This is a genomic window from Actinoplanes oryzae, from assembly GCF_030757795.1.
Taxonomy (GTDB): Bacteria; Actinomycetota; Actinomycetes; order Mycobacteriales; family Micromonosporaceae; genus Actinoplanes.
In genome coordinates, this window is sequence record NZ_JAUQWH010000001.1 from 104,236 (window position 1) to 126,506 (window position 22,271).

General features: G+C 72.3%; 15 protein-coding genes. 8 read left to right on the forward strand and 7 right to left on the reverse strand.

Features of this window, described 5'->3' with window-relative positions; translation table 11 throughout:
• Positions 1 to 35: 35 nt before the first annotated feature.
• A complete protein-coding gene (locus RBH18_RS00480) occupies positions 36 to 1,220 on the forward strand; it encodes an MFS transporter (protein ID WP_306203775.1) in 1,185 nt (394 codons plus the stop codon).
• A gap of 23 nt (positions 1,221 to 1,243) precedes the next feature.
• Here RBH18_RS00480 and RBH18_RS00485 read toward each other — a convergent pair whose 3' ends face one another.
• From RBH18_RS00485 to ilvD, 6 genes are all read right to left on the reverse strand, one after another.
• On the reverse strand, positions 1,244 to 3,835 hold the full coding sequence (locus RBH18_RS00485) for a putative bifunctional diguanylate cyclase/phosphodiesterase (RefSeq protein ID WP_306203776.1): 2,592 nt from the start codon (positions 3,833 to 3,835) through the stop codon (positions 1,244 to 1,246).
• Between the two features lie 403 nt (positions 3,836 to 4,238).
• Positions 4,239 to 5,258, reverse strand: a complete 1,020-nt coding sequence (locus RBH18_RS00490) for a LacI family DNA-binding transcriptional regulator (RefSeq protein WP_306203777.1) — start codon at positions 5,256 to 5,258, stop codon at positions 4,239 to 4,241.
• A 60-nt stretch (positions 5,259 to 5,318) separates the two neighbouring features.
• Positions 5,319 to 6,662 carry a methionine--tRNA ligase gene (locus RBH18_RS00495; RefSeq protein ID WP_306203779.1) on the reverse strand — a complete coding sequence of 448 codons (1,344 nt, stop codon included), beginning with the start codon at positions 6,660 to 6,662 and terminating at the stop codon, positions 5,319 to 5,321.
• A 163-nt stretch (positions 6,663 to 6,825) separates the two neighbouring features.
• Positions 6,826 to 8,019, reverse strand: a complete 1,194-nt coding sequence (locus RBH18_RS00500) for an FAD-dependent monooxygenase (RefSeq protein WP_306203780.1) — start codon at positions 8,017 to 8,019, stop codon at positions 6,826 to 6,828.
• A 136-nt stretch (positions 8,020 to 8,155) separates the two neighbouring features.
• Positions 8,156 to 8,839, reverse strand: coding sequence for a PadR family transcriptional regulator (locus RBH18_RS00505; protein WP_306203781.1), 684 nt, complete (start codon positions 8,837 to 8,839; stop codon positions 8,156 to 8,158).
• 380 nt (positions 8,840 to 9,219) lie between these two features.
• Complete coding sequence (gene ilvD / locus RBH18_RS00510) at positions 9,220 to 11,067, reverse strand: dihydroxy-acid dehydratase (protein ID WP_306203782.1); 1,848 nt, start codon at positions 11,065 to 11,067, stop codon at positions 9,220 to 9,222.
• 131 nt (positions 11,068 to 11,198) lie between these two features.
• On the opposite strand from ilvD, the gene RBH18_RS00515 reads away from it, so the two are divergent.
• The 6 genes from RBH18_RS00515 (at position 11,199) to serA (ending at position 20,095) form a co-directional block, all read left to right on the forward strand.
• Complete coding sequence (locus tag RBH18_RS00515) at positions 11,199 to 13,505, forward strand: putative bifunctional diguanylate cyclase/phosphodiesterase (protein WP_306203783.1); 2,307 nt, start codon at positions 11,199 to 11,201, stop codon at positions 13,503 to 13,505.
• Between the two features lie 149 nt (positions 13,506 to 13,654).
• Positions 13,655 to 15,484: an acetolactate synthase large subunit gene (locus RBH18_RS00520; protein WP_306203784.1), complete on the forward strand. Its 1,830-nt coding sequence runs from the start codon at positions 13,655 to 13,657 to the stop codon at positions 15,482 to 15,484.
• 5 nt (positions 15,485 to 15,489) lie between these two features.
• On the forward strand, positions 15,490 to 16,005 hold the full coding sequence (ilvN, locus tag RBH18_RS00525) for an acetolactate synthase small subunit (protein ID WP_306203864.1): 516 nt from the start codon (positions 15,490 to 15,492) through the stop codon (positions 16,003 to 16,005).
• 22 nt (positions 16,006 to 16,027) lie between these two features.
• Positions 16,028 to 17,041, forward strand: coding sequence for a ketol-acid reductoisomerase (gene ilvC / locus RBH18_RS00530; RefSeq protein ID WP_306203785.1), 1,014 nt, complete (start codon positions 16,028 to 16,030; stop codon positions 17,039 to 17,041).
• A 173-nt stretch (positions 17,042 to 17,214) separates the two neighbouring features.
• Complete coding sequence (gene mpgS, locus RBH18_RS00535) at positions 17,215 to 18,447, forward strand: mannosyl-3-phosphoglycerate synthase (RefSeq protein WP_306203786.1); 1,233 nt, start codon at positions 17,215 to 17,217, stop codon at positions 18,445 to 18,447.
• Between the two features lie 49 nt (positions 18,448 to 18,496).
• On the forward strand, positions 18,497 to 20,095 hold the full coding sequence (gene serA / locus RBH18_RS00540) for a phosphoglycerate dehydrogenase (RefSeq protein ID WP_306203787.1): 1,599 nt from the start codon (positions 18,497 to 18,499) through the stop codon (positions 20,093 to 20,095).
• A 24-nt stretch (positions 20,096 to 20,119) separates the two neighbouring features.
• On the opposite strand, the gene RBH18_RS00545 is transcribed toward serA, so the two are convergent.
• The gene (locus tag RBH18_RS00545) at positions 20,120 to 20,515 is read right to left on the reverse strand and encodes a hypothetical protein (RefSeq protein ID WP_372338812.1); all 396 of its coding nucleotides are present in this window, start codon (positions 20,513 to 20,515) and stop codon (positions 20,120 to 20,122) included.
• Between the two features lie 358 nt (positions 20,516 to 20,873).
• Between RBH18_RS00545 and RBH18_RS00550 the strand changes: the two genes are divergently transcribed.
• Positions 20,874 to 21,905: a 3-isopropylmalate dehydrogenase gene (locus tag RBH18_RS00550; RefSeq protein ID WP_306203865.1), complete on the forward strand. Its 1,032-nt coding sequence runs from the start codon at positions 20,874 to 20,876 to the stop codon at positions 21,903 to 21,905.
• The last annotated feature ends 366 nt before the right edge of the window (positions 21,906 to 22,271 follow it).

Genomic DNA, 22,271 nt, shown 5'->3' on the forward strand with positions numbered 1-22,271 from the left:
AGGGGGCCCAGCCCTCTCCCGACTCAGGAGTACCCATGCGCCGGGCACCCGCCCTCTCCTTCCTGCTCGTCACCGTCTTCGTCGACATGCTCGGGCTCGGCCTGATCGTGCCGATCGTGCCGGCCCTCATGACGGCCGTCACCGCGGATCCCGCCGCGGCCGTGCTCTGGTCCGGGCTGCTCGGCTCGACCTTCGGGCTGCTGCAGTTCGCCGTCGCCCCGCTGCTCGGGCGGCTGGCCGACCGCTACGGCCGGCGGCCCGTCCTGCTCGCGTCGCTGGCGTGCCTCGGCGTCGACTGGCTGGCCCACGCCACCGCGACCGGCCCGTGGACACTGCTGGTCGTGCACGCCCTCGCCGGGGCGTGCGCCGGGACGACCACGGTGGTCAACGCGTACGTCGCGGACGTCACGGCGGACGACGCCCGCGCCCGGGCGTACGCGCTGATCGGGTCCGCCTTCGCCCTGGGCTTCGTCGCCGGTCCCACGATCGGCGGCCTGCTCGGCGCCGTCGACGTCCGCCTGCCGTTCTACGCGGCGGCGGCGCTGTCGCTGGCCAACGTGGCGTTCGGCTGGTTCGTCCTGCCCGAGTCCCGCCCCGGCGACCGCACGACCCCGCTGACCCTGCGCACGGCGAACCCGGTCGCCGCCGTCCTGGGCGTCCTGCGCCGGCCGCTGCTCGGCCGGCTCGCCCATGCCCGCCTGTGGGCCGACGTCGCCCGGATGACGCACCAGTCGATCTGGACGTTCTTCCTGGCCACCAGCTTCGGCTGGAACACCGCCCGCATCGGGCTGCTCATGGCCGCGACCGCCCTCGCCGGCGCGATCTTCCAAGCCCGCGCGACCGCCCCGATCGTGCGCCGGCTCGGTGCCAAGCGCGCCGCCGTGGCGGGCACCCTGATCAGCGCCGGCACGCTCGGCGCCACAGCGGTCGCGTCGGAGCCGTGGCTGCTCTGCGTCGTTCAGGCCGTGGCCGTGCTCGGCTCGGTCGGCGGCGCCGCGGCCCAGTCGTGGCTCTCCCGCCACGTGGGCGCCGGCGAGCAGGGCACGGTGCAGGGCGCGCTGACCAGCATCGGCGCGGCCGCGGAGACGGTGGTGCCGATCGTGGCCGGGGCGGTCTTCGGGTGGTCGCTGACGCATGCGGGGCCGGGTCTCGTCTTCGCCGGCGCGGCCGCCTGCACGGCCCTCTCGGCGATGCTGCTGGCCACCACTCCGGCCCGCTGACCGAAGTGGTCACGCCGCCGGACCTACCCCCGGTGATGCTCCAGGAAGGCCTCGGTGCGTTCGGCGGGCGCGGGCCGGCCCAGCGCGAACCCCTGCCCGAAGTGGCACCCCGCCCGCGCCGCGCGCTCGATCTGCTCCTCGGTCTCGAGGCCCTTCGCGACGATCTCGAGGCCGAGGCGCCGGCCGAGGCTGACCACGACGTCGATCACCGCGGGCGTCGTGCCCTGCTGGGGCGGCTGGTTGACCAGCGCCTGGTCGAGTTTGAGCATGTCGACCGGGAGGCGCCGCAGGTGGGCGAGGGACGCGCTGCCCGCGCCGAAGTCGTCGAGCGCCGCGCGGACGCCGAGCTTGCGCAGGGCGGCCAGCGCGGCCACGATCGCCGGGACGTCCTCGGCGACCCAGGTCTCCTGCACCTCGATGATCAGGCGTTCCGGGGCGATGGCGTGCCGGGCGAGGATCTCCGCGACGTGCTCGGGGAAACGGGCGGTGAGCAGCTCGCGCGGGGCGACGTTGACCGACAGCCAGGCATCGCCGGGGGACCAGCTGGCGAGGTGGCGGCAGGCCGCGTCGAGGACCCATTCGTCGAGCTCGGCCGCGCAGCCGACCGCGCGGGCGATGGGCAGCAGCTCGACGGGCAGGATCGTGCCGAGCCGGGGGTGGCGCCAGCGGAGCAGGGCCTCGACGCCGGCGGGGCGGCGGTCGCGCAGGCTCGTGACGGGCTGGAAGACCAGGTCGAGCTCGCCGCGGTCGGCCGCGCCGAGGAGCTCGCGTTCGAGGTCCATGCGGCGGTGCAGCTGGATCTCGACGTCGGTGTCGTACCACTCGACGCGGTCGGTGCCCAGCTGGCGCGAGCGCTGGCGGGCCAGGTCGGCGTGGCGCAGCACCTCGTCGGAGTCCTTGCCGCCGGCCAGCTCGGCGAGGCCGATGCTGGTGTGCAGCTGGACGATGGCGCCCGGCAGCTGGTAGGGCTCGACCAGCGCGGTGACAATGCGCGTGGCGAGGGCGTAGGCGAGGACCGCGCCGTCCGCCGTGAGCACCGCGAACTCGTCGCCGCCGAGCCGGGCCGCGACGTCGTCGGCGCCGAGCAGGCCCTTGATGCGGCGGCCCACCTCGATCAGCACCGTGTCGCCGATCTCACGGCCGCGGCTGTCGTTGGTCTCGGCGAGCCCGTGCAGGTCGATGACGAGCAGGGTGCCCTGCTGCCCGGCCCGCCGCCGGAACTCCAGCAGGTCGCGCATGAGCGCGCGCCGGTTGGCCAGACCGGTGAGCTGGTCGGTGTACGAGAGCCGGTGCAGCGTCCGCTCCAGATGACGCCGCTCACCGACGTCGCGCACATGCACCACCAGCGCGGCCACCTCGGGCACGCCGCGCTGGTCGGCCACCGTGGACTCGGTGTCGCGCCAGATCCCGTACCCGTCGCGCAGCCGGGCGTTGAGCAGCGCCGGCGGGCCGTCGTGGTGCTCGCCCTCGAGCAGCGCCTCGATGCCCGCCCGCGCATCCGGCGCGTCGTCGGGGTGGATCAACTCCAGGAACGTCCGGCCGACGACCTCGCTGTCGGCCAGCCCGAACAGCCGCGCGGCCGCCGGCGACTGCCATTTGATGGTGAGCCGGTCGTCGAGGACGAGCGTCAGGTCGGTGGCGCCGGCGACCAGCGACCGGAAGTGGGCCTCCTTGGTCATCAGGCGCCGCGTGTAGTTGCGGATGTCCTTGACCACGAGCAGCTCGCGCATGGTGAGCAGGGCCACCATGGACAGGCCCAGGACCATCGCGAACCGGTCGAACTGGCCGACCGCGAGCAGGTGGAACGCGGCGGCGCCCACGCCGACCGCGGCCGGGACGGCGAGCAGTGGGTAGCTCGACAGGTACTGGTCGGGGCCGGTGGGCCTGGGCCGGCCCGGGTCGCCGTGGCGCGAGCCGCCCTCGGCGCTCAGGGTGAGACCCGCCACGATGAAGAGCGCGAAGAACGGCGGCAGCCAGCCCCCGATGTGCGACAGCACCAGGTTGGCGATGATGCACATGGCGATCATCGCCATGACGACGCCGGCGCCGCAGCGCAGCGCCGCCGCCCGGTGCACCCGCGCCCGCAGCACGATGACGATCACCATGGAGATCGCCGTCGCGGTGATGAAGGTGCAGGCCAGCGCCGAGTGTGGGGTCTCGGGCATCGGCGTCAGCAGGTACGCCGCGAAGCCGATGCTCACCCCCAGCCCCAGCCCGTCGAAGAGCCGCCGCAGCCGGGTCGTGATCGTGGTGGCCGCCCCGGGCAGCAACATCGTGCCGAGGACGAAGAGGGTGCTGGACACCACGATGCCGCCCGGGGTCCAGAAGGCGACACCCGGCGGGTACCAGAGCAGGACGCCGCAGGTCAGGGCCAGGCCGAGCGCGCCGCATCCGACGAAGCCCGCGCCGCGGCAGGCGGCGAAGACCCCGGTGTCGCGGTGGATGGCCAGGGCGGTGCGCCACAGCACGGCAGCCGCGAAGACGGCTGTGAGCCCGGCTCCGGCGGCGACGGCGACGAGCCCGGGCAGGAGCCCGGCGATGCCGGCGGCCAGCACCAGGGCACTGATCAGCGGGACAGTGAGAAAAGCAGGGCGCGCGAGGGGCGGCACGGCCACGGTGACGAATCCTCTGTGGGGCAGGGGCTGACAGGGACGGTCCACGAGGCGTAACGATCGTCCCCCGGACAGGTTACGTGTGGCCTGTCGGCCCCGGCACGGCCGGACGGTCTGGTAAGGACGCTCTTTTCCGAGTACGCATCCCCACCGCCGCAGAAGCAACCCCGGGGCGACCGTGGCGGCCGCCCGGCCGGGCGGGTGGTCCCGCCCCGCGCGCACCCGCCGGGCTGTCCCGGTGGGTCACCGGCCCCGAGCCGGCCGATCGGATCACGACCGGGGCGATCGGACGGTGGCGCCCGGTCCGGAGCCGGCCGATCGGATCAGGACCGGGGCGATCGGGCGGCGGCGCCCGGTCCGGAGCCGGCCGATCGGATCCGGACCGGAGCGAGCGGGGCCGCGGTCGTCAGGGCCGGGGCGGCGCGGTGCTCAGCCGGGGCGTCAGGTGCGCCGGGATCTCCTCCGCGTCCACGACCGGCTCCCCGGCGACAGCGGCGAGGAGCTGCCGCGCCGCATGTGCCCCGTAAGCGGTCACGTCCCGCGTCAGCGCCGTCAGCGGCGGATGCACCAACGAGCACAGCGGCGAGTCGTCCCACGCCACGATCGACAGGTCGGCGGGCACGGACAGCCCCATCTCCTGGGCGACCGACAGCCCCGCCACCGCCATGACGTCGTTGTCGTAGATGATCGCCGTCGGCCGGTCCGGGCCGGAGAGCAGCGTGCGCGTGGCCCGCGTGCCCTCCTCCCCGGTGTAGTCGGACGGCACCGTGACGGCCGCCGGCAGCCCGAGCGCCGCGCACGCCTCGGCGAACGCCAGGGTCCGCGCCTGCGTGTGCACCATCTCGGGCGGCCCGCCGACCCGGGCGATGCGCCGGTGTCCGAGACCGATCAGATGCGCCACGGCGTCGCGGATCGGCCCGGCGTTGTCGGAGCGCACCTGCGGCAGCCGCCCGGTGTCGCCGGGGCCGCCGATGACGACCGCGGGCAGCTGCAGCTCGTCCAGCACCGGGATGCGGATGTCGTTCTCCCGCAGGTCGGTGACGAACACCCCGTCGACGCGGCGCTCGCCCCACCACCGGCGGTAGACCTCGATCTCGGTCTCGGGGCTTGGCACGACCTGCAGCATGAGCGCGTACGACCGGGCCGCCAGCTCCTGCTCGAACCCGCTGATCAGGCCCATGAAGAACGGCTCGAGGCTGAGCATCCGCGCCGGCCGGCACAGGGTCAGCCCCACGGCCCGCGCGCTCGCCCCGGAGAGCGCCCGCGCGGCACTGTTGGGATTGAAGCCGATCTCCCGGGCGATCGCCACGATGCGCTGCCGGGTCGCCTCGGAGACGCCCGGCTGGCCGTTGAGCGCGTAGGACACGGCGCCCTTGGACACCCCGGCACGCCGGGCGATGTCCGCGATCGTGGGGCGTTTCACCATGACGGCTCCGGAAGCTGCGTGGGGGAGACTCCACGCTACCGTGCCGGGGAAGCCCCCCGATCATGGCCGCAGCTTCGGGAAGACCGGGCGCGGCGGCTGCTGGAAGGTCACCTGCGCGCGCAGCCGGTCCGCCGCGGCCGGCAGCAGCGGCGTCAGCTGTCCGACGATCGCCCGGCAGAGCCCCAGCAGCTCGCCGATGACCTCGCTGCGGCGCGGTTCGGGCAGGTGCCACGGCCGCTCGGTCTCGACGAGCTGGTTGCCGCGCGCGACGAGATCGAGGACCGCCAGGCACTGCCCCCGGAAGTCGTGCCCGATCGGTCCCCCGCGAGAGTCGGCGGAACAGCGCACCCCGTACCGGTGCGCCAGCGTCACCGTCCGATGCACCAGGTTCCCGACGCCGTGCGCCAGGTCGGTGTCGTGCCGGTGGATCAGCCGCTCGACCGTGAAATCCGTGCCGCCGAGCGGGGCCACGTCGCGCAGCAGCCACCAGCGCACGGCATCGGTCCCGTACGCCGCGACCAGCTCCAGCGGATCGACGGCGTTGCCCGCGCTCTTCGCCAGCTTCGCGCCGCCCACGGTCAGATAGTCGTGCACCAGGATCGTGGTCGGCAGCGGCTCCCCGGCGGCGAGCAGCAGCGCGAGCCAGTGCACGGCGTGGAAGCGCACGATCCCCTTGCCGATCACGTGCACCCGCTCGGTGGCGTCCGCCCAGGCCGCGGGGCCGGCGGTCAGATAGTTGGCCAGCGCGTCCCACCAGACGTAGATCACCTGGCCGGGATCGCCGGGCACCGGGATGCCCCAGCCGCCGGCGCGGGCCGCGGGCCGGGAGACGCTGATGTCGGCCAGCCCGGCCCGCACGAAGGCCAGCACCTCGTTGCGCCGCGCCGCCGGCTCGACCCGGACCGTGCCGGCGTCCAGCAGGGCGAGAACGCGCTGCTCGTAGCGGCTCAGCCGGAAGAACCAGTTCTCCTCCCGCACGGTCTCCAACGGCGCGTCATGCTCGTCGCAGCTGTCCTTGAACTGCTCGCATCCGAGGCAGTAGCGCCCCTCGTACGAGCGCCGGTAGAAATCCCCCGCGGAACGCCGCCACAACGCGGCGACCCCGGCGCGATGCCGTTCCTCCGACGTCCGCACGAAGTCGTCGAAGGACAACCCCAGCGGTTCCCTCAGCGCCGCGAACCGGTCACCGTTCGCGGCGACGAATTGCCCGACGGGTACGCCGGCCAGGCGCGCGGCGGTCACATTCTTGAGCGCGTTGTCGTCCGTGCCGGTCAGGAAGCGCACTTTCTCCCCGCGGGCCCTGCGTTGCCGGGCGAGCACGTCGGCCTGGACGAGCTCGAGGGCGTGGCCGAGATGCGGGGCCGCGTTGACGTACGGAATCGCGGTGCTGACGAAGAAGGACATGACTGCTCCTCACGCCCGCCCACGAGCCGGAGAGTCCCCGCCGCGTGGGCGGGGACTCGTGGCTAATGCACGCCGGACGGCCCCGCGAGGGGGCGCATCATGACGGCGTGCCGGCTTCTCATGCGACGCAGCATGGCGCGCCGGACGCCGGCGGTCCAGCGGTTTACGCCGCCACCCTTTCGTCCCAGTCGATCCGGTAGCGCAGTGCCGGGGCCATCGTCCGCTCCGGCTTCATGGCGGTCTTCAGCAGCAGCCGCATGAGCACCGGCATGAGCGCCTTGCCGACCGCCCCGGGCGCCTTGGTCCGATTGACCCGCGCGGCCTGGGCGGCGATGCCTTCGACCCGCCTGCGGCGCAATTTCTCGTACGCCCGGAAGGCCCCCGGCACATCGCCGGCGTCCCGCAGGCACCGGGCGAGCTGGATCGCGCTCTCCACGGCCAGGGACGCGCCCTGCCCCGAGCTGTTCGACGGCGCGTGCACGGCATCGCCGACCAGCACCATCCGGCCGCGATGCCAGTGCGGCACCGGCGGCATGATGTGCAGCGCGCCGTTCACCTGCAGGGTCGCGGGATCGGTGCCCTCGATCAGGGCGCCGCCGGGGACGTCGTTCCGGTACGTCTCGCGCAGCACCGTCATCCACTCGGCGACCGGCACCCGCCGCGCCTCGGTGAGCGACATCGGCGTGGGCTGCGGCAGGTTGATGCCGTAGCCGGTGCCGCCGCCCGGCGTGGCCCAGTAGAGGTAGTACGCGCGTTCCCCGAAGGCGAAGACCATCGTCCGCTCGTCGCTCTCCACGCCGACCGGCGCCCATCCCTCGAAGGCGAGCATTCCCGTGTACGCGGGCCCGGGCGCCCCGGGATCGATCAGCCCCCGCACCACCGAATGCACGCCGTCCGCCCCGATGAGCACATCGGCCGTCGCCTCGGATCCGTCGCCGAAGACGGCCGTGACGGACCGTTCGTTCTCTCGGGCGGCGGTGAGCCGTTTGCCGTACTCGAAGCGGACGCCGTGCCCGATCGCCAGCTCGCGCAGGATCCGGGACACCTCGGCCCGGCTGATCGCCTGGTAGGGTCCGGCGCCGGGCAGTCCGGGCAGCTCGATGCGCCGGTCCCCGCCCAGGGTCATGATCTGCCGGTCGAGCCGCTGGCCGGCCGCCTCGACGGCGCTCCCGGCCCCGAGCAGGTGCAGGGCGGCCACCCCGTTGGGTGCCAGCGCGATGGTGCCGCCGGCGGCCTTGTCGCGGACGGGGTGCTGCTCGTAGACGGTCGTCTCGATGCCGGCCTTGTGCAGCGCCAGGGCCACCGCGGGCCCGGCGATGCCGCCACCGATCACGGCAGCGGTGCGTGCTGCGCTCATGTCTCCTCCTGTGCGTGATCGCCACGGGGAGACCCGGATACTCTTGGCTTGCCGCTCGCGAGCCGGGGTCCTCGTGGCATCGGTTTCGTGGGTCCAGGTCCTGGCGGGGTGCTGCAACACCTCGCCAGGACCGATCTCAGTCCGTGTTTCCCCAGCTCCCGTCGGTCGTCGGCGGGGTTGCCTGCTGTGCCGGCCAGGCCAGCTGGGCGAGCTCGGGCGGCATCTCGCCGGTCTCGTGGAAGCGGCGCCACTGCCCGATCCACGCTTCGTCGCCGGCCTCGAGCTCGCCGAGGAACCCCCGCATCCAGGCGGCCTCCGCCCTGAGCAGCGCCCGGTCGTACTCCTCCTCGATCAGGAACAGCCGCGGCAGGCTCGCCCCGAACTCCGCGAGCGTCGACTCGGCCGTGGCCAGCGCCGCCTCGACCCCGCTCAGCCGCTGCCGGAGCAGGGCCGCCACCTCGTCGGGCCCGAGCAGCGACATCACGGACAGCCCGGCCCGGAACCGCGGGAACTCGCGCTCGGCGACGGACAGCAGCTCGCGGGTCCAGTCGACGAGCTCGGCCCGCCCCTCGTCGGTGATCCGGTAGACGGTCCGCTCCGGCCGCCGACCCTCGCGCGTGCTGCCCACCTCGGCCAGCAGCCCGTGTTTCGCCAGGTTGCGGACGACCGTGTAGAAGGAACCCCACTTGATCTGGAGGTCCTGCTCCTTGCCCCAGCCGCGCAGGGTGCCCGCCATCTCGTACGGATGCATGTCCCGGAAAGCCACGGCGGACAGCACGCCAAGGGCGGTCAGATTCCCCACCCGCCGTCGCTTGGCCATGCCGACTCCTCGCCCCCGATTACTCGCCTACGAGTATGCGCCGGCCGCACGGTCTCGTCAAAGACGCGAAGTGGTCGCCGCTGCGGTCGTCTTCCTCGCCTCCGCCGACAGCAGCTTCGTTCTCGGCGCCACCCGCTACGCCAGCGGGGGCGAGAACCGGGTCTGACCGGCGGCGTCGCCCGGCTGGTTGCCACGTGCGCTTGGCGTCGCTCGATCACGCTGCTGCGCGCGACCCCGCGGAACAGCCCGGCGCATGCGCGAGGGGCCCTGCCACGCACGCACCTCGGCGTCGCGGCGGGGCCCCTCGTCTGCTTGTGTCCGGCCGCGGGACCCGTACCTTCGGAAAAAGGCGGTCGTGGCCCCGCGCCCGGCGGCGAGTCCTACTCCGGCACCCGCCGGTAGGCGCCGTCGCTCGCGCTCGTCGCCATCGACGCGTAGGCCCGCAGCGCCGCCGAGACCGGGCGGACGCGGTCGGCCGGCGTGTACGGCTTCGGGCGCTGCTCCTCCTCGTGGCGGCGCTGGGCGAGCTCCTCGTCGGAGACGTTGAGGGTGATGCTGCGGCCGGGGATGTCGATGGTGATCTCGTCGCCGGTGCGGACCAGGGCGATGAGGCCGCCGCCCGCCGCCTCGGGGGAGACGTGGCCGATCGACAGGCCGGACGTGCCGCCGGAGAAGCGGCCGTCGGTGATCAGCGCGCACGCCTTGCCGAGGCCGCGGCCCTTGAGGAAGCTCGTCGGGTAGAGCATCTCCTGCATGCCGGGGCCGCCCTTGGGGCCCTCGTAGCGGATCACCACGACGTCGCCCTCGACGACCTCCTTGCCGAGGATGCCCTGGACCGCGTCGTCCTGGCTCTCGTAGACGCGGGCCGGGCCGGTGAACTTCCAGATCGACTCGTCGACGCCGGCGGTCTTGACGACGCAGCCGTCCGGGGCGAGGTTGCCGAAGAGGATGGCCAGGCCGCCGTCCGCCGTGTACGCGTGCTCCACCGAGCGGATGCAGCCGGCCTCGCTGTCGGTGTCGAGCGTCGCCCAGCGGTTCTCCGTGCTGAACGGCTGGGTGGTGCGCACGCCGCCGGGAGCCGCGTGGAACAGCTCGAGGGCCTCGGGGCTGGGCGAGCCGCCGCGGATGTCCCAGGCGTCGAGCCAGCTGCTCAGGTCGGGGGAGTGCACCGACCGCACGCCGGTCTTGAGCGCGCCGCCGCGGTGGAGCTCGCCGAGCAGGGCGGGGATGCCGCCGGCCCGGTGGACGTCCTCCATGTGGTACTTCGGGCTGTTGGGCGCGACCTTGCTCAGGCACGGCACCCGGCGCGAGATGGCGTCGATCTCGGTGACGCTGAAGTCGAGCCCGGCCTCGCGCGCGGCGGCCAGCAGGTGCAGGACCGTGTTGGTCGAGCCGCCCATGGCGACGTCGAGCGCGACCGCGTTCTCGAAGGCGTCGCGGTTGGCGATGCTGCGGGGCAGGACGCTCTCGTCGTTGTTCTCGTAGTACTGCTTGGCGATGTCGACGATCAGCGCGCCGGCCTTCTCGAAGAGGGCCTTGCGGGAGGCGTGCGTGGCCAGCGTCGAGCCGTTGCCGGGCAGGGCCAGGCCGATCGCCTCGGTCAGGCAGTTCATCGAGTTGGCGGTGAACATGCCGGAGCACGAGCCGCAGGTCGGGCAGGCCGACCGCTCGATGGTGTCGAGCTGCTCGTCGGTGACGGCGTCGTTGGCGCTCGCGGACATCGCATCGACCAGGTCGAGCTTCTCGTGGACGATGCCCTCGATCGCGATCGTCTTGCCGGCCTCCATCGGGCCGCCGGAGACGAAGACCGTCGGGATGTTGAGCCGCAGGGCGGCGATGAGCATGCCGGGCGTGATCTTGTCGCAGTTCGAGATGCAGACCAGGGCGTCGGCGCAGTGCGCGTTGACCATGTATTCGACGGCGTCGGCGATCAGCTCGCGGCTGGGCAGCGAATAGAGCATGCCGCCGTGGCCCATGGCGATGCCGTCGTCGACCGCGATGGTGTTGAACTCGCGGCCCACGCCGCCGGCCTCGGCGATCGAGTCGGCCACGAGCCCGCCGAGGTCCTTGAGATGGACGTGCCCCGGGACGAACTGGGTGTAACTGTTGGCAATGGCCACGATGGGCTTGCCGAAGTCGTTGTCGGTCATACCGGTGGCGCGCCACAGGGCGCGGGCGCCGGCCATCGTCCGACCGTGTGTCGAGGTCCGGGAACGCAGCTCAGGCATGGGTACATAGTGCCACCGGGGCGGGCGGGGGGCGGTGTGTCAGTAGTCATGCGTCCACAAGGCGGGACGGGCCCTGGTTGGCTTCGATTTTCGGCCGCGGGGAGATAGAGCCTCTTCAAAGATTGATGGACATGGTGCAGAGTGTTCCCGTGCACTCACCGTCCGGCGTGGAGCTGGCCGGGCTGGCGAGCCTCCTGGCCGCGGTCCCGGCCGTCGCCCTGCTGGCCAGGTCCGGCCGGCGGCACACCGGCGCCGCCCGCCGCGCCCACCAGCTGCTGGCCGCGGGCGGGGCGACCGCCGCCGCGGCCGCGCTCGCCGGGCTGCTCAGCGCGCTCTCCACCCACAACCACCGCACGCTCGGCCAGGCCGTCGCCGTCGCGACCGCGCTCGGCACGCTGACGCTGCTCACCGGCACGCTCATGCTCCCCGGGGCGGCGGAGGACCGGCGCGCGGCCCTGCGCCACCTGCTCGACGCGCTGATCATCGCCGCCGCGCTGTGGTTCGTGGGCGGCATCGCGACCGGCACCAGGATCGAGGCCTGCGTCGCGGTCCTGCTGCCCGCCGGGGTCACCGCGCTCGCCGTCGGCATCACCACCATATTGGCTATGCACGCGCACCGGCCGCGCCACATCACGGTCCGGGTCGCCGCCGGCGTCACGGTCGTCGCCCTCGCGGCCACGGCCCTGTCCGCCGGCATCTGCCTGGAGAACAAGCTTCTGATGCTGGCCGGCGCCGTGCTCCTGCCCGCCGGGCTGCTGCTGGTCGCCCACGCGGTGCGGATCGCCGACCGGCCGGTGACGATGACCGGCGACATCATCCAGCGCGGGTCCGGCTACGCCTTCGTGCCGATGGCCGCCATGGTGCTCGCCGGCACGTACGAGGCCGTCACGGGCGGAAATGTCACCGCGTCCGGCTTCGCCGCCGCCTGCGTCGAGGGGTTCGCCCTGGTCGGCCGGCAGTACCTGGCGCTCGGCGACGTGCGCAGCCACACCCTGGAGCTGCGCCGGCGCGAGGCGCACTACCGCGAACTCGCCCACACTGATCCGCTCACGGGGCTGGCGAACAGGCGCGGCCTCTTCCGGGCGCTCGCGCAGCGCAGCGGCACCACGCTCATCAGCCTCGACCTCGACGGCTTCAAGAACGTCAATGACATGCGCGGCCACGACGTTGGCGACGCGGTGCTGGCCGAGGTGGGCGACCGGCTGCGGGCCAACCTGCGCGAGGGCGACGTGGCGGCCCGGCTCGGCGGGGACGAGTTCGCCGTGCTCATGGCGGGCACCCCGGAGGAGGCGATGACGGTCGGCAAGCGGCTGCTCGCGGTGCTGCGGGAGCCGTACGGGACTGTCTTCCTCTCCGCGAGCGTGGGCGTCGCGTCCGGCGGTGAGCTGATGCGCGACGCCGATCTGGCCCTGCGCTATGCCAAGCAGCGCGGCAAGAACCGCGTGGAGAGCTACGAGAAGCGCTTCGACGAGCTGCTGCGCCGGCACAGCGTGCTGGAGAGCGAGCTGCGCCACGCCATCGAGCGCGACCAGCTGCGGCTGGTCTTCCAGCCGGTCGTCGCGCTGCCGTCCGTACGCCCGGTGGGCGGCGAAGCCCTCCTCCGCTGGACCCATCCGGAGCTCGGGGCCGTCCCGCCGGCGGAGTTCATCCCCGTGGCCGAGGAGTCGGACCTCATCTGCGAGCTCGGCGCCTGGGTCCTCGACCAGGCGTGCCGTCAGCTCGCCCAGTGGCTGCTGGCCGGTCACGACGTCTGGGTGTCGGTCAACCTCTCGCCCAAGGAGCTGCACGCCCCGGACTACGCCGGCCGGGTCGCCGCGGTGCTCGCCAAGTACGGCGTCCCGCCCCAGCGCATCGTGCTGGAGGTCACCGAGCACGCCGTCGCCACGGACCTCGACGAGCTGGTGCGGCGGCTGACCGAGCTGCGCTCGACGGGCGTACGCATCGCGCTCGACGACTTCGGCGCCGGGTACTCGTCGCTGGGTCAGCTGCGGAACCTCCCCGTGGACATCCTGAAGATCGACCACGCGCTGGTGGCCGAGCCCGAGTCGCGGACGGGCACCGCCGCCCCGCTCGTCGACGTCGTCGTGCGCCTCGGGCACCGCCTGGGCCTCGAGGTGCTCGCCGAGGGCATCGGGACGCCGGGGCAGCGCGACGTCGTCGAGGAGGCCGGCTGCCGGCTGGGCCAGGGCTCGCTCTTCGGCTGGGGTGTGCCCGCCGAGCACTTCGAGGCCCAGCTCACGGCGCGGCAGACGGTGTCGCGCCCGGCCCCGAAGGCGCGGGCCGCGAATGTTTCGCCGAGCGCACCCGCGCGCAGCCAGATCGTCATGCTGGGACCGGGGATGCGGCAGGTCCGGGCGGTGCTGCCGACCGACCCGGCCTTTTCGAGTGACCAAGATGTGAGATCAGTTGACGCACCACGTGAGATGGGGCAGTCTTAGCCGCATGTGTTCGTCGTTCCTCGTACTTAGTTGAGCGCGCTGCCCTTCACGAAGCTTCTGGGCAGTGCGCTAGGTCCCGTGCGAAAGCACGTGGGCCTTTTTTGTTGCGCGAGTAACGACATCCGAACCCGAACGAAGGCCGAATCGTCATGACGAGACCCACGCCCGAGACCCTCGCCAACCGCGCCACCCCCGCTACCGTCGCGGCCGCCGCCGCGGCCCCGTCCGTAGCCACGAGCCCGACCCCGGCCACCGGGGCCCAGTCGCTCGTGCGGTCGCTCGAGGCGCTCGGCGTCGAGGTCGTGTTCGGCCTGCCCGGCGGGACGATCCTGCCGGCCTACGACCCGCTCTACGACTCCAAGGTGCGCCACATCCTCGTCCGCCACGAGCAGGGCGCGGGTCACGCGGCCACCGGCTACGCCCAGGCCACCGGCAAGATCGGCGTGTGCATCGCCACGTCCGGCCCGGGCGCGACCAACCTGGTCACCGCGATCGCGGACGCGTACATGGACTCGGTGCCGATCGTGGCGATCACCGGACAGGTCACGCGGGCCTCGATCGGCACGGACGCCTTCCAGGAGGCGGACATCCAGGGCATCACGCTGCCGATCACGAAGCACAACTTCCTGATCCAGACGCCCGAGGAGATCCCTCAGGTGCTCGCGGAGGCGTTCCACCTGGCGTCGACCGGCCGGCCCGGCCCGGTGCTCGTCGACATCCCCAAGGACGTGCAGCAGGCGCAGACGACGTTCGCCTGGCCGCCCGTGCTCGACCTGCCCGGCTACCGGCCGACGCTGCACCCGCACGGCAAGCAGATCCGCGAGGCGGCCCGGCTGATCGCCGCCGCCAAGCGCCCGGTGCTCTACGTGGGCGGCGGCGTGCTCAAGGCCGGCGCGACCGACGGGCTGCGCAAGCTCGCCGAGCAGACCGGCATCCCGGTGGTCACCACGCTGATGGCCCTCGGCGCGTTCCCCGACTCGCACCCGCAGCACCTGGGCATGCCCGGCATGCACGGCACGGTGCCCGCGGTCTACGCGCTGCAGAAGGCCGACCTGCTGGTCACGCTGGGCGCGCGCTTCGACGACCGGGTGACCGGCAGGCTCGACTCGTTCGCCCCGGACGCCAAGGTCGTGCACGCCGACATCGACCCGGCCGAGATCGGCAAGAACAGGCACGCGGACGTCCCGATCGTGGGTGACGCCCGGCACGTGATCGACGAGCTGATCGCCGCGGTGTCCGGCACCGCGACCGGCGCGGACGCGTACCAGTCGTGGTGGGCCTCGCTCAACGACCTGCGCGAGCGCTACCCGCTCGGCTACGACGAGCCCGACGACGGCACGCTGGCCCCGCAGTACGTGATCGAGCGCATCGGCGAGCTGGTCGGCCCCGACGCGGTCTACGTGGCGGGCGTCGGGCAGCACCAGATGTGGGCGTCGCAGTTCATCAAGTACGAGAAGCCGGGCACCTGGCTCAACTCCGGCGGCGCCGGGACCATGGGCTACGCGGTGCCCGCCGCGATGGGCGCCAAGGTGGGCCTGCCGGACACCCCGGTGTGGGGCATCGACGGCGACGGCTGCTTCCAGATGACCAACCAGGAGCTGGCTACCTGCGCGATCGAGGGCATCCCGATCAAGATCGCGGTGATCAACAACGGCAACCTGGGCATGGTGCGTCAGTGGCAGACGCTGTTCTACGAGGGCCGCTACAGCAACACCGAGCTGGGCACGCACAAGCACCGCATCCCCGACTTCGTCAAGCTGGCCGAGGCGCTGGGCTGCATCGGGCTGCGCTGCGAGAGCAAGGCGGACGTGGACGCGACCATCAAGGCCGCCATGGAGATCAACGACCGCCCGGTGGTCATCGACTTCACGGTCGGCAAGGACGCCATGGTGTGGCCGATGGTCGCCGCCGGCACGAGCAACGACGAGATCATGTTCGCCCGGGACGTGCGCCCCGACTTCGACGAGGACGACCTGTGACCACCATGAACAAGCACACCCTCTCCGTGCTGGTCGAGAACAAGCCCGGCGTCCTCGCCCGGGTGAGCGGGCTCTTCTCCCGGCGGAGCTTCAACATCGAGTCCCTGGCGGTGGGCGAGACGGAGAACCCGGACGTCAGCCGCATCACGATCGTGGTCAACGCCGACTCCTCACCCCTGGAGCAGGTGACCAAGCAGCTCAACAAGCTGGTGAACGTCCTGAAGATCGTCGAGCTGGACCCGCACCAGTCGGTCCAGCGCGAGCTCCTGCTGGTGAAGGTGCGCGCCGACCGCTCCATGCGCAGCCAGGTCCTCGAGACGGTCGAGCTCTTCCGGGCGAAGGTGATCGACGTCGCACCGGACACCCTCACGATCGAGGCGACCGGCAACCCCGACAAGCTGGACGCGTTGCTGCGCGACCTGGAGCCGTACGGCATCAAGGAAATGGTGCAGTCCGGCCTCGTGGCCATCGGCCGCGGCTCCCGATCCATCACCACCGGCCCGGCGCTGCGCGCCGCCTGATTACCAAGGATTAGAGGAAGAAATGACCGTCGAGACCTTCTACGACGACGACGCCGACCTGTCCATCATCCAGGGCAAGAAGGTCGCCGTGATCGGCTACGGCAGCCAGGGCCACGCGCACTCGCTGTCGCTGCGCGACTCGGGCGTCGAGGTCGTCATCGGCCTCCAGGAGGGCTCCAAGAGCCGGGCCAAGGCCGAGGAGCAGGGCCTGAAGGTGCTCACCCCGGCCGAGGCGTCCGCCTGGGCCGACGTGATCATGGTGCTCGCGCCGGACACCGCGCAGCGCAAGATCTACACCGAGTCGATCGCCCCGAACCTGTCCGCCGGCAAGGCGCTGTTCTTCGGCCACGGCCTGAACATCCGCTTCGAGCTCATCAAGCCCCCGGCCGACGTCACTGTCGCCATGGTCGCGCCGAAGGGCCCGGGACACCTGGTCCGCCGCCAGTACGTGGACGGCAAGGGCGTCCCGGCGCTGGTCGCCGTGGAGCAGGACCCGACCGGCGAGGGCCTCGCGCTCGCGCTCTCCTACGCGAAGGGCATCGGCGGCACCCGCGCCGGCGTCATCAAGACGACCTTCAAGGAGGAGACGGAGACCGACCTCTTCGGCGAGCAGGCCGTGCTCTGCGGCGGCACGGCCGCCCTGGTGCAGACCGGCTTCGAGGTGCTGACCGAGGCGGGCTACGCCCCCGAGATCGCCTACTTCGAGTGCCTGCACGAGCTCAAGCTGATCGTCGACCTCATGTACGAGGGCGGCATCCAGCGCATGCGCTACAGCATCTCCGACACCGCCGAGTTCGGTGACTACACCCGCGGCCCGCGCGTGATCAACGCGTCGGTCAAGGAGGAGATGAAGAAGATCCTCGCCGAGATCCAGTCGGGGCAGTTCACCCGCGAGCTGATCGAGGACGACGACAACGGCCGCCCGCTGCTCACCAAGTACCGCGAGCAGGGCGCCGCGCACCCGATCGAGGTCACCGGCGCCAAGCTGCGCGGCATGATGAGCTGGGTGGACCGGCCCATCACCGAGACCGCCTGATCGCATTCCCGACAGCCCGGATCGCCCTCGTGGTGGTCCGGGCTGTCGTCTTTGTGATCAGATGACTACCTGAAACGTGGGCGTTACGTCGCGCTTACCTAGGATTGGCGTCGTCATCGAATTGTGCACTGTAAGGGCACTTCCGGGTGGTGCGGAACAGGTAGCCTCGCCGCATGCGACTGGCTGATTCTTTCCGGAGTGAGCGCTTCGGCGCTGTCCGGATTCATGAGCTGCAGAGGGTGATCGAGCTCGACTCGGGTGCCGTGCCCGACGCCGGCCAGCCGAATCGCTCGGCCGGCAGCCGGGTGGTCGCGCCGGAGGCAATACGCGCCGTCGAGTCGCAAATGGTAATCGTCGTCCCCTGCATGAATGAGACACGAAGCGTCATCGAAGGCGTGCTCTCCGGAATTCCACACGACTGTCTCATTGTGCTTGTCTCGAACAGCGACAAGCTTCCCGTCGATCGCTACGAGATCGAGGCGCAGACGCTCGAGCAGTTCTGCCGGCTCGCCGGGCGCTCCGCCGTGGCCGTGCACCAGAAGGACCCCGGGCTCGCGGCCGCGTTCAAGGCGGCGGGCATGGCCGAGCTGATCGGCGACGACGGGCTGGTGCGCAACGGCAAGGGCGAGGCGATGCTGATCGGCATGGCGGTCGCCGCGATGACCGGCCGCAAATACCTCGGCTACGTCGACGCCGACAATTACGTGCCCGGCGCCGTCCACGAGTACTGCAAGGCGTACGCCGCGGGTCTGCACCTGGCCGACAGCCCCTGGTCCATGGTCCGCATCTCGTGGCACTCCAAGCCCAAGCTGCGCGACGGGCGGCTGTTCTTCAGCCGCCGCGGCCGCAGCTCGCAGATCACCAACGAGTGGCTCAACCGCTTCCTCGCCGAATACTCCGGCTTCGGCACCGAGGTCATCGCCACGGGCAACGCCGGCGAGCACGCGATGAGCCTCGAACTCGGCCTCAAGCTGCGCCTGGCGGGCGGCTTCGCGGTCGAGCCCTACGAATATCTCGACCTGTTCGAGCAGTTCGGCGGCGTGCTGGAGAGCAACGACCCGGAGGTCATGGCCGGCTCGGTGCCGATCCTGCAGATCGAGACCCGCAATCCGCACTTCCACGACAACAAGGGCGAGGACCACGTCCAGGGCATGCGCATGCAGGCCCTCAACGTGATCTACCACTCGCCGGTCACGCTCCCGGCGGTGCGGCAGGCCATCGTCGACTTCATGGTGTCCCAGGGCGCCCTGGAGCCCGGCCAGGAGCCGCCGCGCGAGCGGGTCTACCCGCCGGTGGGCAGCCTCGACCTCGAGCTGCTCTACGACGGGCTGGACGCGGAGGCGACGAGCTTCCGCCAGTTCGACGCCCCGATCGCCCGGCACACGGTGCCGCGGCAGAAGGTCTGAGGCCCGGCGACCGCTGCGATCGAGGCGCATCGTGTAGATACTTGTCGATGTGACTTCTGTCGTGGTGGTCGCCGAGGAGCTCGCTCCGGCGGCGATCGACGTGCTCGCCGCCGACTTCGAGGTGCGGACCGCCGACGGTACGAACCGGGCCGCGCTGCTGGCGGCGGTGGCCGACGCCGAGGCGCTGATCGTCCGCAGCGCCACCCGGGTCGACGGGGAGGTGCTTGCCGCGGCGCCCAAGCTCAAGGTCGTCGCGCGCGCCGGCGTGGGACTCGACAACGTCGACGTGGCGGCGGCCACGGCGCGGGGCGTCATGGTCGCCAACGCCCCGACGTCGAACATCGTGTCCGCCGCCGAGCAGGCCGTCGCCCTGCTGCTCGCGGTCGCCCGGCACACCGCCGCGGCCAGCGCGGCCCTCAAGCGCGGCGAGTGGCAGCGCTCCCGCTACACCGGCGTCGAGCTGCACGGCAAGACCGTCGGCGTGGTCGGGCTCGGCCGGATCGGGATGCTGTTCGCCCAGCGCATGGCGGCGTTCGGGACACGCCTGATCGCGTACGACCCCTACCTCCAGCCGGCCCGGGCGGCCCAGCTGGGCGTACGCCTGGTGGGGCTGGACGAGCTGCTGCGCGAGAGCGACTTCATCTCCGTGCACCTGCCGCGCACCCCGGAGACGATGGGCCTGATCGGGGAGAAGGAGCTGGCGTCGGTCAAACCGGGCGTCCGCATCGTCAACGCGGCCCGCGGCGGACTCGTGGACGAGGAGGCGCTCGCCGCTGCCCTCGCGGACGGCCGGGTCGCCGGCGCCGGGCTGGACGTCTTCACCACCGAGCCGGCGACCCGGTCGCCGCTCTTCGCCTTCGACACGGTCGTGGTCACGCCGCACCTGGGCGCGTCGACGGCCGAGGCGCAGGACAAGGCCGGGCTCGCCGTCGCCCGCAGCGTCAAGCTCGCGCTCGCCGGGGAGTTCGTGCCCGACGCGGTCAACGTGCAGGCCGGCGGCGTGGTCGACGAGGAGGTGCGGCCGCTGCTCGGACTGGCCGAGCGGCTGGGCAAGGTGTTCACCGGCGTGGCGGGCGGCATCGCGGCGAACGTGACCGTCGAGGTGCGCGGCGAGATCGTCAGCCACGACGTCGCGGTGCTCAAGCTGGCGGCGACGAAGGGACTCTTCGCGTCGGTGGTGGAGGAGCGGGTGACGTACGTGAACGCACCCCGGCTGGCGGCGGCCCGCGGCGTCGAGGTCGCGCTCCACGTCGACAGCGCCCGCGACGACCCCCACAACCTGGTGACCGTACGGGGAGCCCTGCCCGACGGCCGCAGCGTCTGCGTGGCCGGCGCGATCGTCACCGCGGGCGGGCGGGAGGCGCGCAAGCTGACCCGGCTCGACGAGTTCGACCTGGAGCTGGACGCCGGTGGGGTGCTGCTGTTCCTGCGCTACTCCGACCGGCCGGGCATGATCGGCCGGATCGGCACGCTGCTCGGCCAGGCCGGGGTCAACATCGCCGGCATGCAGGTCGCCCGCCGGGAGGCCGGTGGCGAGGCGCTGATGGTGCTGCTGCTCGACTCCGCCGTCGACGCCGAGCTGCTGTCCACCGTGGCCGCGGCGATCGGCTCCTCGCGGGCGAGCATCGTCGACCTGCGCGAGGAGTGATGCGTCGGCCCGCGCGAGGGGTGCTCAGCGGGTCTTGACCGGGGGCGGGTAGACCGTGCCGTCCTGCAGGTCGAGCAGGTCGAGGTTGAGTTCGGCGGCGAGCCGCTCGATCGTCTCCAGCACCGCGTCGGGGCATCCCTCGTCGAGCCGCATCGTGATGTGGTCCGCGGCGGCGTGCAGCGGCGCCGTCGCCCAGGGCGTGCCGGGCAGCGTGGCGCGCGGGCCGCGATCGGGATATGTGCTGGTCAAGGCGTCGTAGAACGCGACAACGCGGGGGTCGGCAGGGCGCTGCGGGTGCTCACCGCGGGCGCACCGCTCATTGGCGGCACGCACGTCGTCGGGCAGGTCCGCGTTGTCCGTGGCCCACACCACGAGGTCGAAACTCACCGGCGCATGGTGCCATATCGCCGGGCGAGACATCCCATTGTCGTCCCGACACGCGGGGGATGCGTCTTGCGCGAGATTAGTCCGCATCGCTAGCGTTGGTCCTTGCCGCACGGGCGAGGCGGATATGTCTTCGGGTGACATCTCCGCGGATGTCCCGCGCGGTGATGCAACCCCCGGCGGGCGCGAAGCCACGCGTACTCGTCGTGACAACCCCCGCGATCGTTGCCGCGATCCGGGGGTTGTTCGCGTCCGGGGCCCGGCGTGCCGGCGCGTCCGATGTCACCGGCCCTCCTGAACGATTGCTCACCCACAGTGTGGGACCGGCGTACCGGAGATCGGGACGGCGGGCTAGGCTCGGGCGGTCGGAACGATCGAGGGAGTGGACGTGACGGTGGCGCGCATCGCGGTGGTGGCCGGCGACGGCATCGGGACCGAGGTGACCGCGCAGGCCCGCAAGGTGATCGAGGCCGTCCTCCCCGGCACCGAGTTCCAGGACTACGACCTGGGCGCCCGGCTCTACCACCGCACCGGCGAGGTGCTGCCGCAGTCCGTGCAGGACGAGCTGGCCGGTCACGACGCCATTCTGCTCGGCGCCATCGGCGACCCGAGCGTGCCGCCGGGCGTGCTGGAGCGCGGGCTGCTGCTCAAGCTGCGCTTCGACTTCGATCAGTATGTCAACCTGCGGCCGTCGCGGCTCTGGCCCGGCACGGTCAGCCCGCTCGCCGGCGTCAAGCCCGGCGAGATCGACATGGTCGTCGTGCGCGAGGGCACCGAGGGGCTCTACGTGGGCGCCGGCGGGGTGCTGCACCGTGACACGCCCGCGGAGATCGCGACCGAGGAGAGCCTCAACACGCGGCACGGCGTCGAGCGGGTCGTGCGGGACGCCTTCGCGCGGGCCCAGCGGCGTGAGCGCCGGCACCTGACGCTGGTGCACAAGACCAATGTGCTCACCCACGCGGGCGGGCTGTGGGCGCGCACCTTCCAGGCCGTCGCCGCGGAGTTCCCCGACGTGACGACCGAATACCAGCACATCGACGCGGCGAGCATGTTCATGGTGAGCAACCCGCAGCGCTACGACGTGATCGTGACCGACAACCTGTTCGGTGACATCCTCACCGACATCGCCGCTGCCGTCACCGGTGGCATCGGCATGGCCGCGAGCGGCTCCGTCAACCCGGAGCGGAAGTACCCGTCGACCTTCGAGCCGGTGCACGGCTCGGCGCCGGACATCGCCGGTCAGGGCATCGCCGACCCGGCCGCCGCCATCCTGTCCGCCGCGCTGCTGCTCGAGCACCTCGGCCACCCCGACCAGGCCCGCCGAGTATCCGAGGCGGTCGCGGCCGAGGTGGCCTCCCGCACCCCGGGAGCCCCGCTGCGCACCGCCGACGTCGGGGACCGGGTCGCTGCCACCGCGGCCGCCTGATACCACCCGCGCAGTTCCGTTTCGCGCTCATCCACAGCCGCGCGTCGTCCACAGCCCGGTCGGCGGCTGCGGCGCTCTTCCACCACACTGGTAGCGGGGGCCGCCCCCTAGGGTGGGTGGGCCGCGGCCAGGGGTGAGTGCGGCGAGGCCGGGGCGTCCTGGCGGGCGCCGGGCATCGTTGAGCGGCGGCCACGCACACGACCGGGTCGCGCGCTCGGTGACGGCGTCCGGCCGCGGCAACAGCATGCGGCATGACCGGACACCACGGCCACGGGACCACGAGCCTCCAGGCCGGCCGCGCGGCATGTCACGGCGAGTCGCGTGCGCGCGGCTCGCACCGCGACTGCCTCGCGCCCCACGACGCAC

Coding starts and splice junctions, on each gene's coding strand:
- RBH18_RS00480 (WP_306203775.1), top strand. CDS start 36: ATGCGCCGGGCACCCGCCCTCTCCTTCCTGCTCGTCACCGTCTTCGTC.
- RBH18_RS00490 (WP_306203777.1), bottom strand. CDS start 5,258: ATGGTGAAACGCCCCACGATCGCGGACATCGCCCGGCGTGCCGGGGTG.
- RBH18_RS00495 (WP_306203779.1), bottom strand. CDS start 6,662: ATGTCCTTCTTCGTCAGCACCGCGATTCCGTACGTCAACGCGGCCCCG.
- RBH18_RS00500 (WP_306203780.1), bottom strand. CDS start 8,019: ATGAGCGCAGCACGCACCGCTGCCGTGATCGGTGGCGGCATCGCCGGG.
- RBH18_RS00505 (WP_306203781.1), bottom strand. CDS start 8,839: ATGGCCAAGCGACGGCGGGTGGGGAATCTGACCGCCCTTGGCGTGCTG.
- ilvD (WP_306203782.1), bottom strand. CDS start 11,067: ATGCCTGAGCTGCGTTCCCGGACCTCGACACACGGTCGGACGATGGCC.
- RBH18_RS00515 (WP_306203783.1), top strand. CDS start 11,199: ATGGTGCAGAGTGTTCCCGTGCACTCACCGTCCGGCGTGGAGCTGGCC.
- RBH18_RS00520 (WP_306203784.1), top strand. CDS start 13,655: ATGACGAGACCCACGCCCGAGACCCTCGCCAACCGCGCCACCCCCGCT.
- ilvN (WP_306203864.1), top strand. CDS start 15,490: ATGAACAAGCACACCCTCTCCGTGCTGGTCGAGAACAAGCCCGGCGTC.
- ilvC (WP_306203785.1), top strand. CDS start 16,028: ATGACCGTCGAGACCTTCTACGACGACGACGCCGACCTGTCCATCATC.
- mpgS (WP_306203786.1), top strand. CDS start 17,215: ATGCGACTGGCTGATTCTTTCCGGAGTGAGCGCTTCGGCGCTGTCCGG.
- RBH18_RS00545 (WP_372338812.1), bottom strand. CDS start 20,515: ATGTCTCGCCCGGCGATATGGCACCATGCGCCGGTGAGTTTCGACCTC.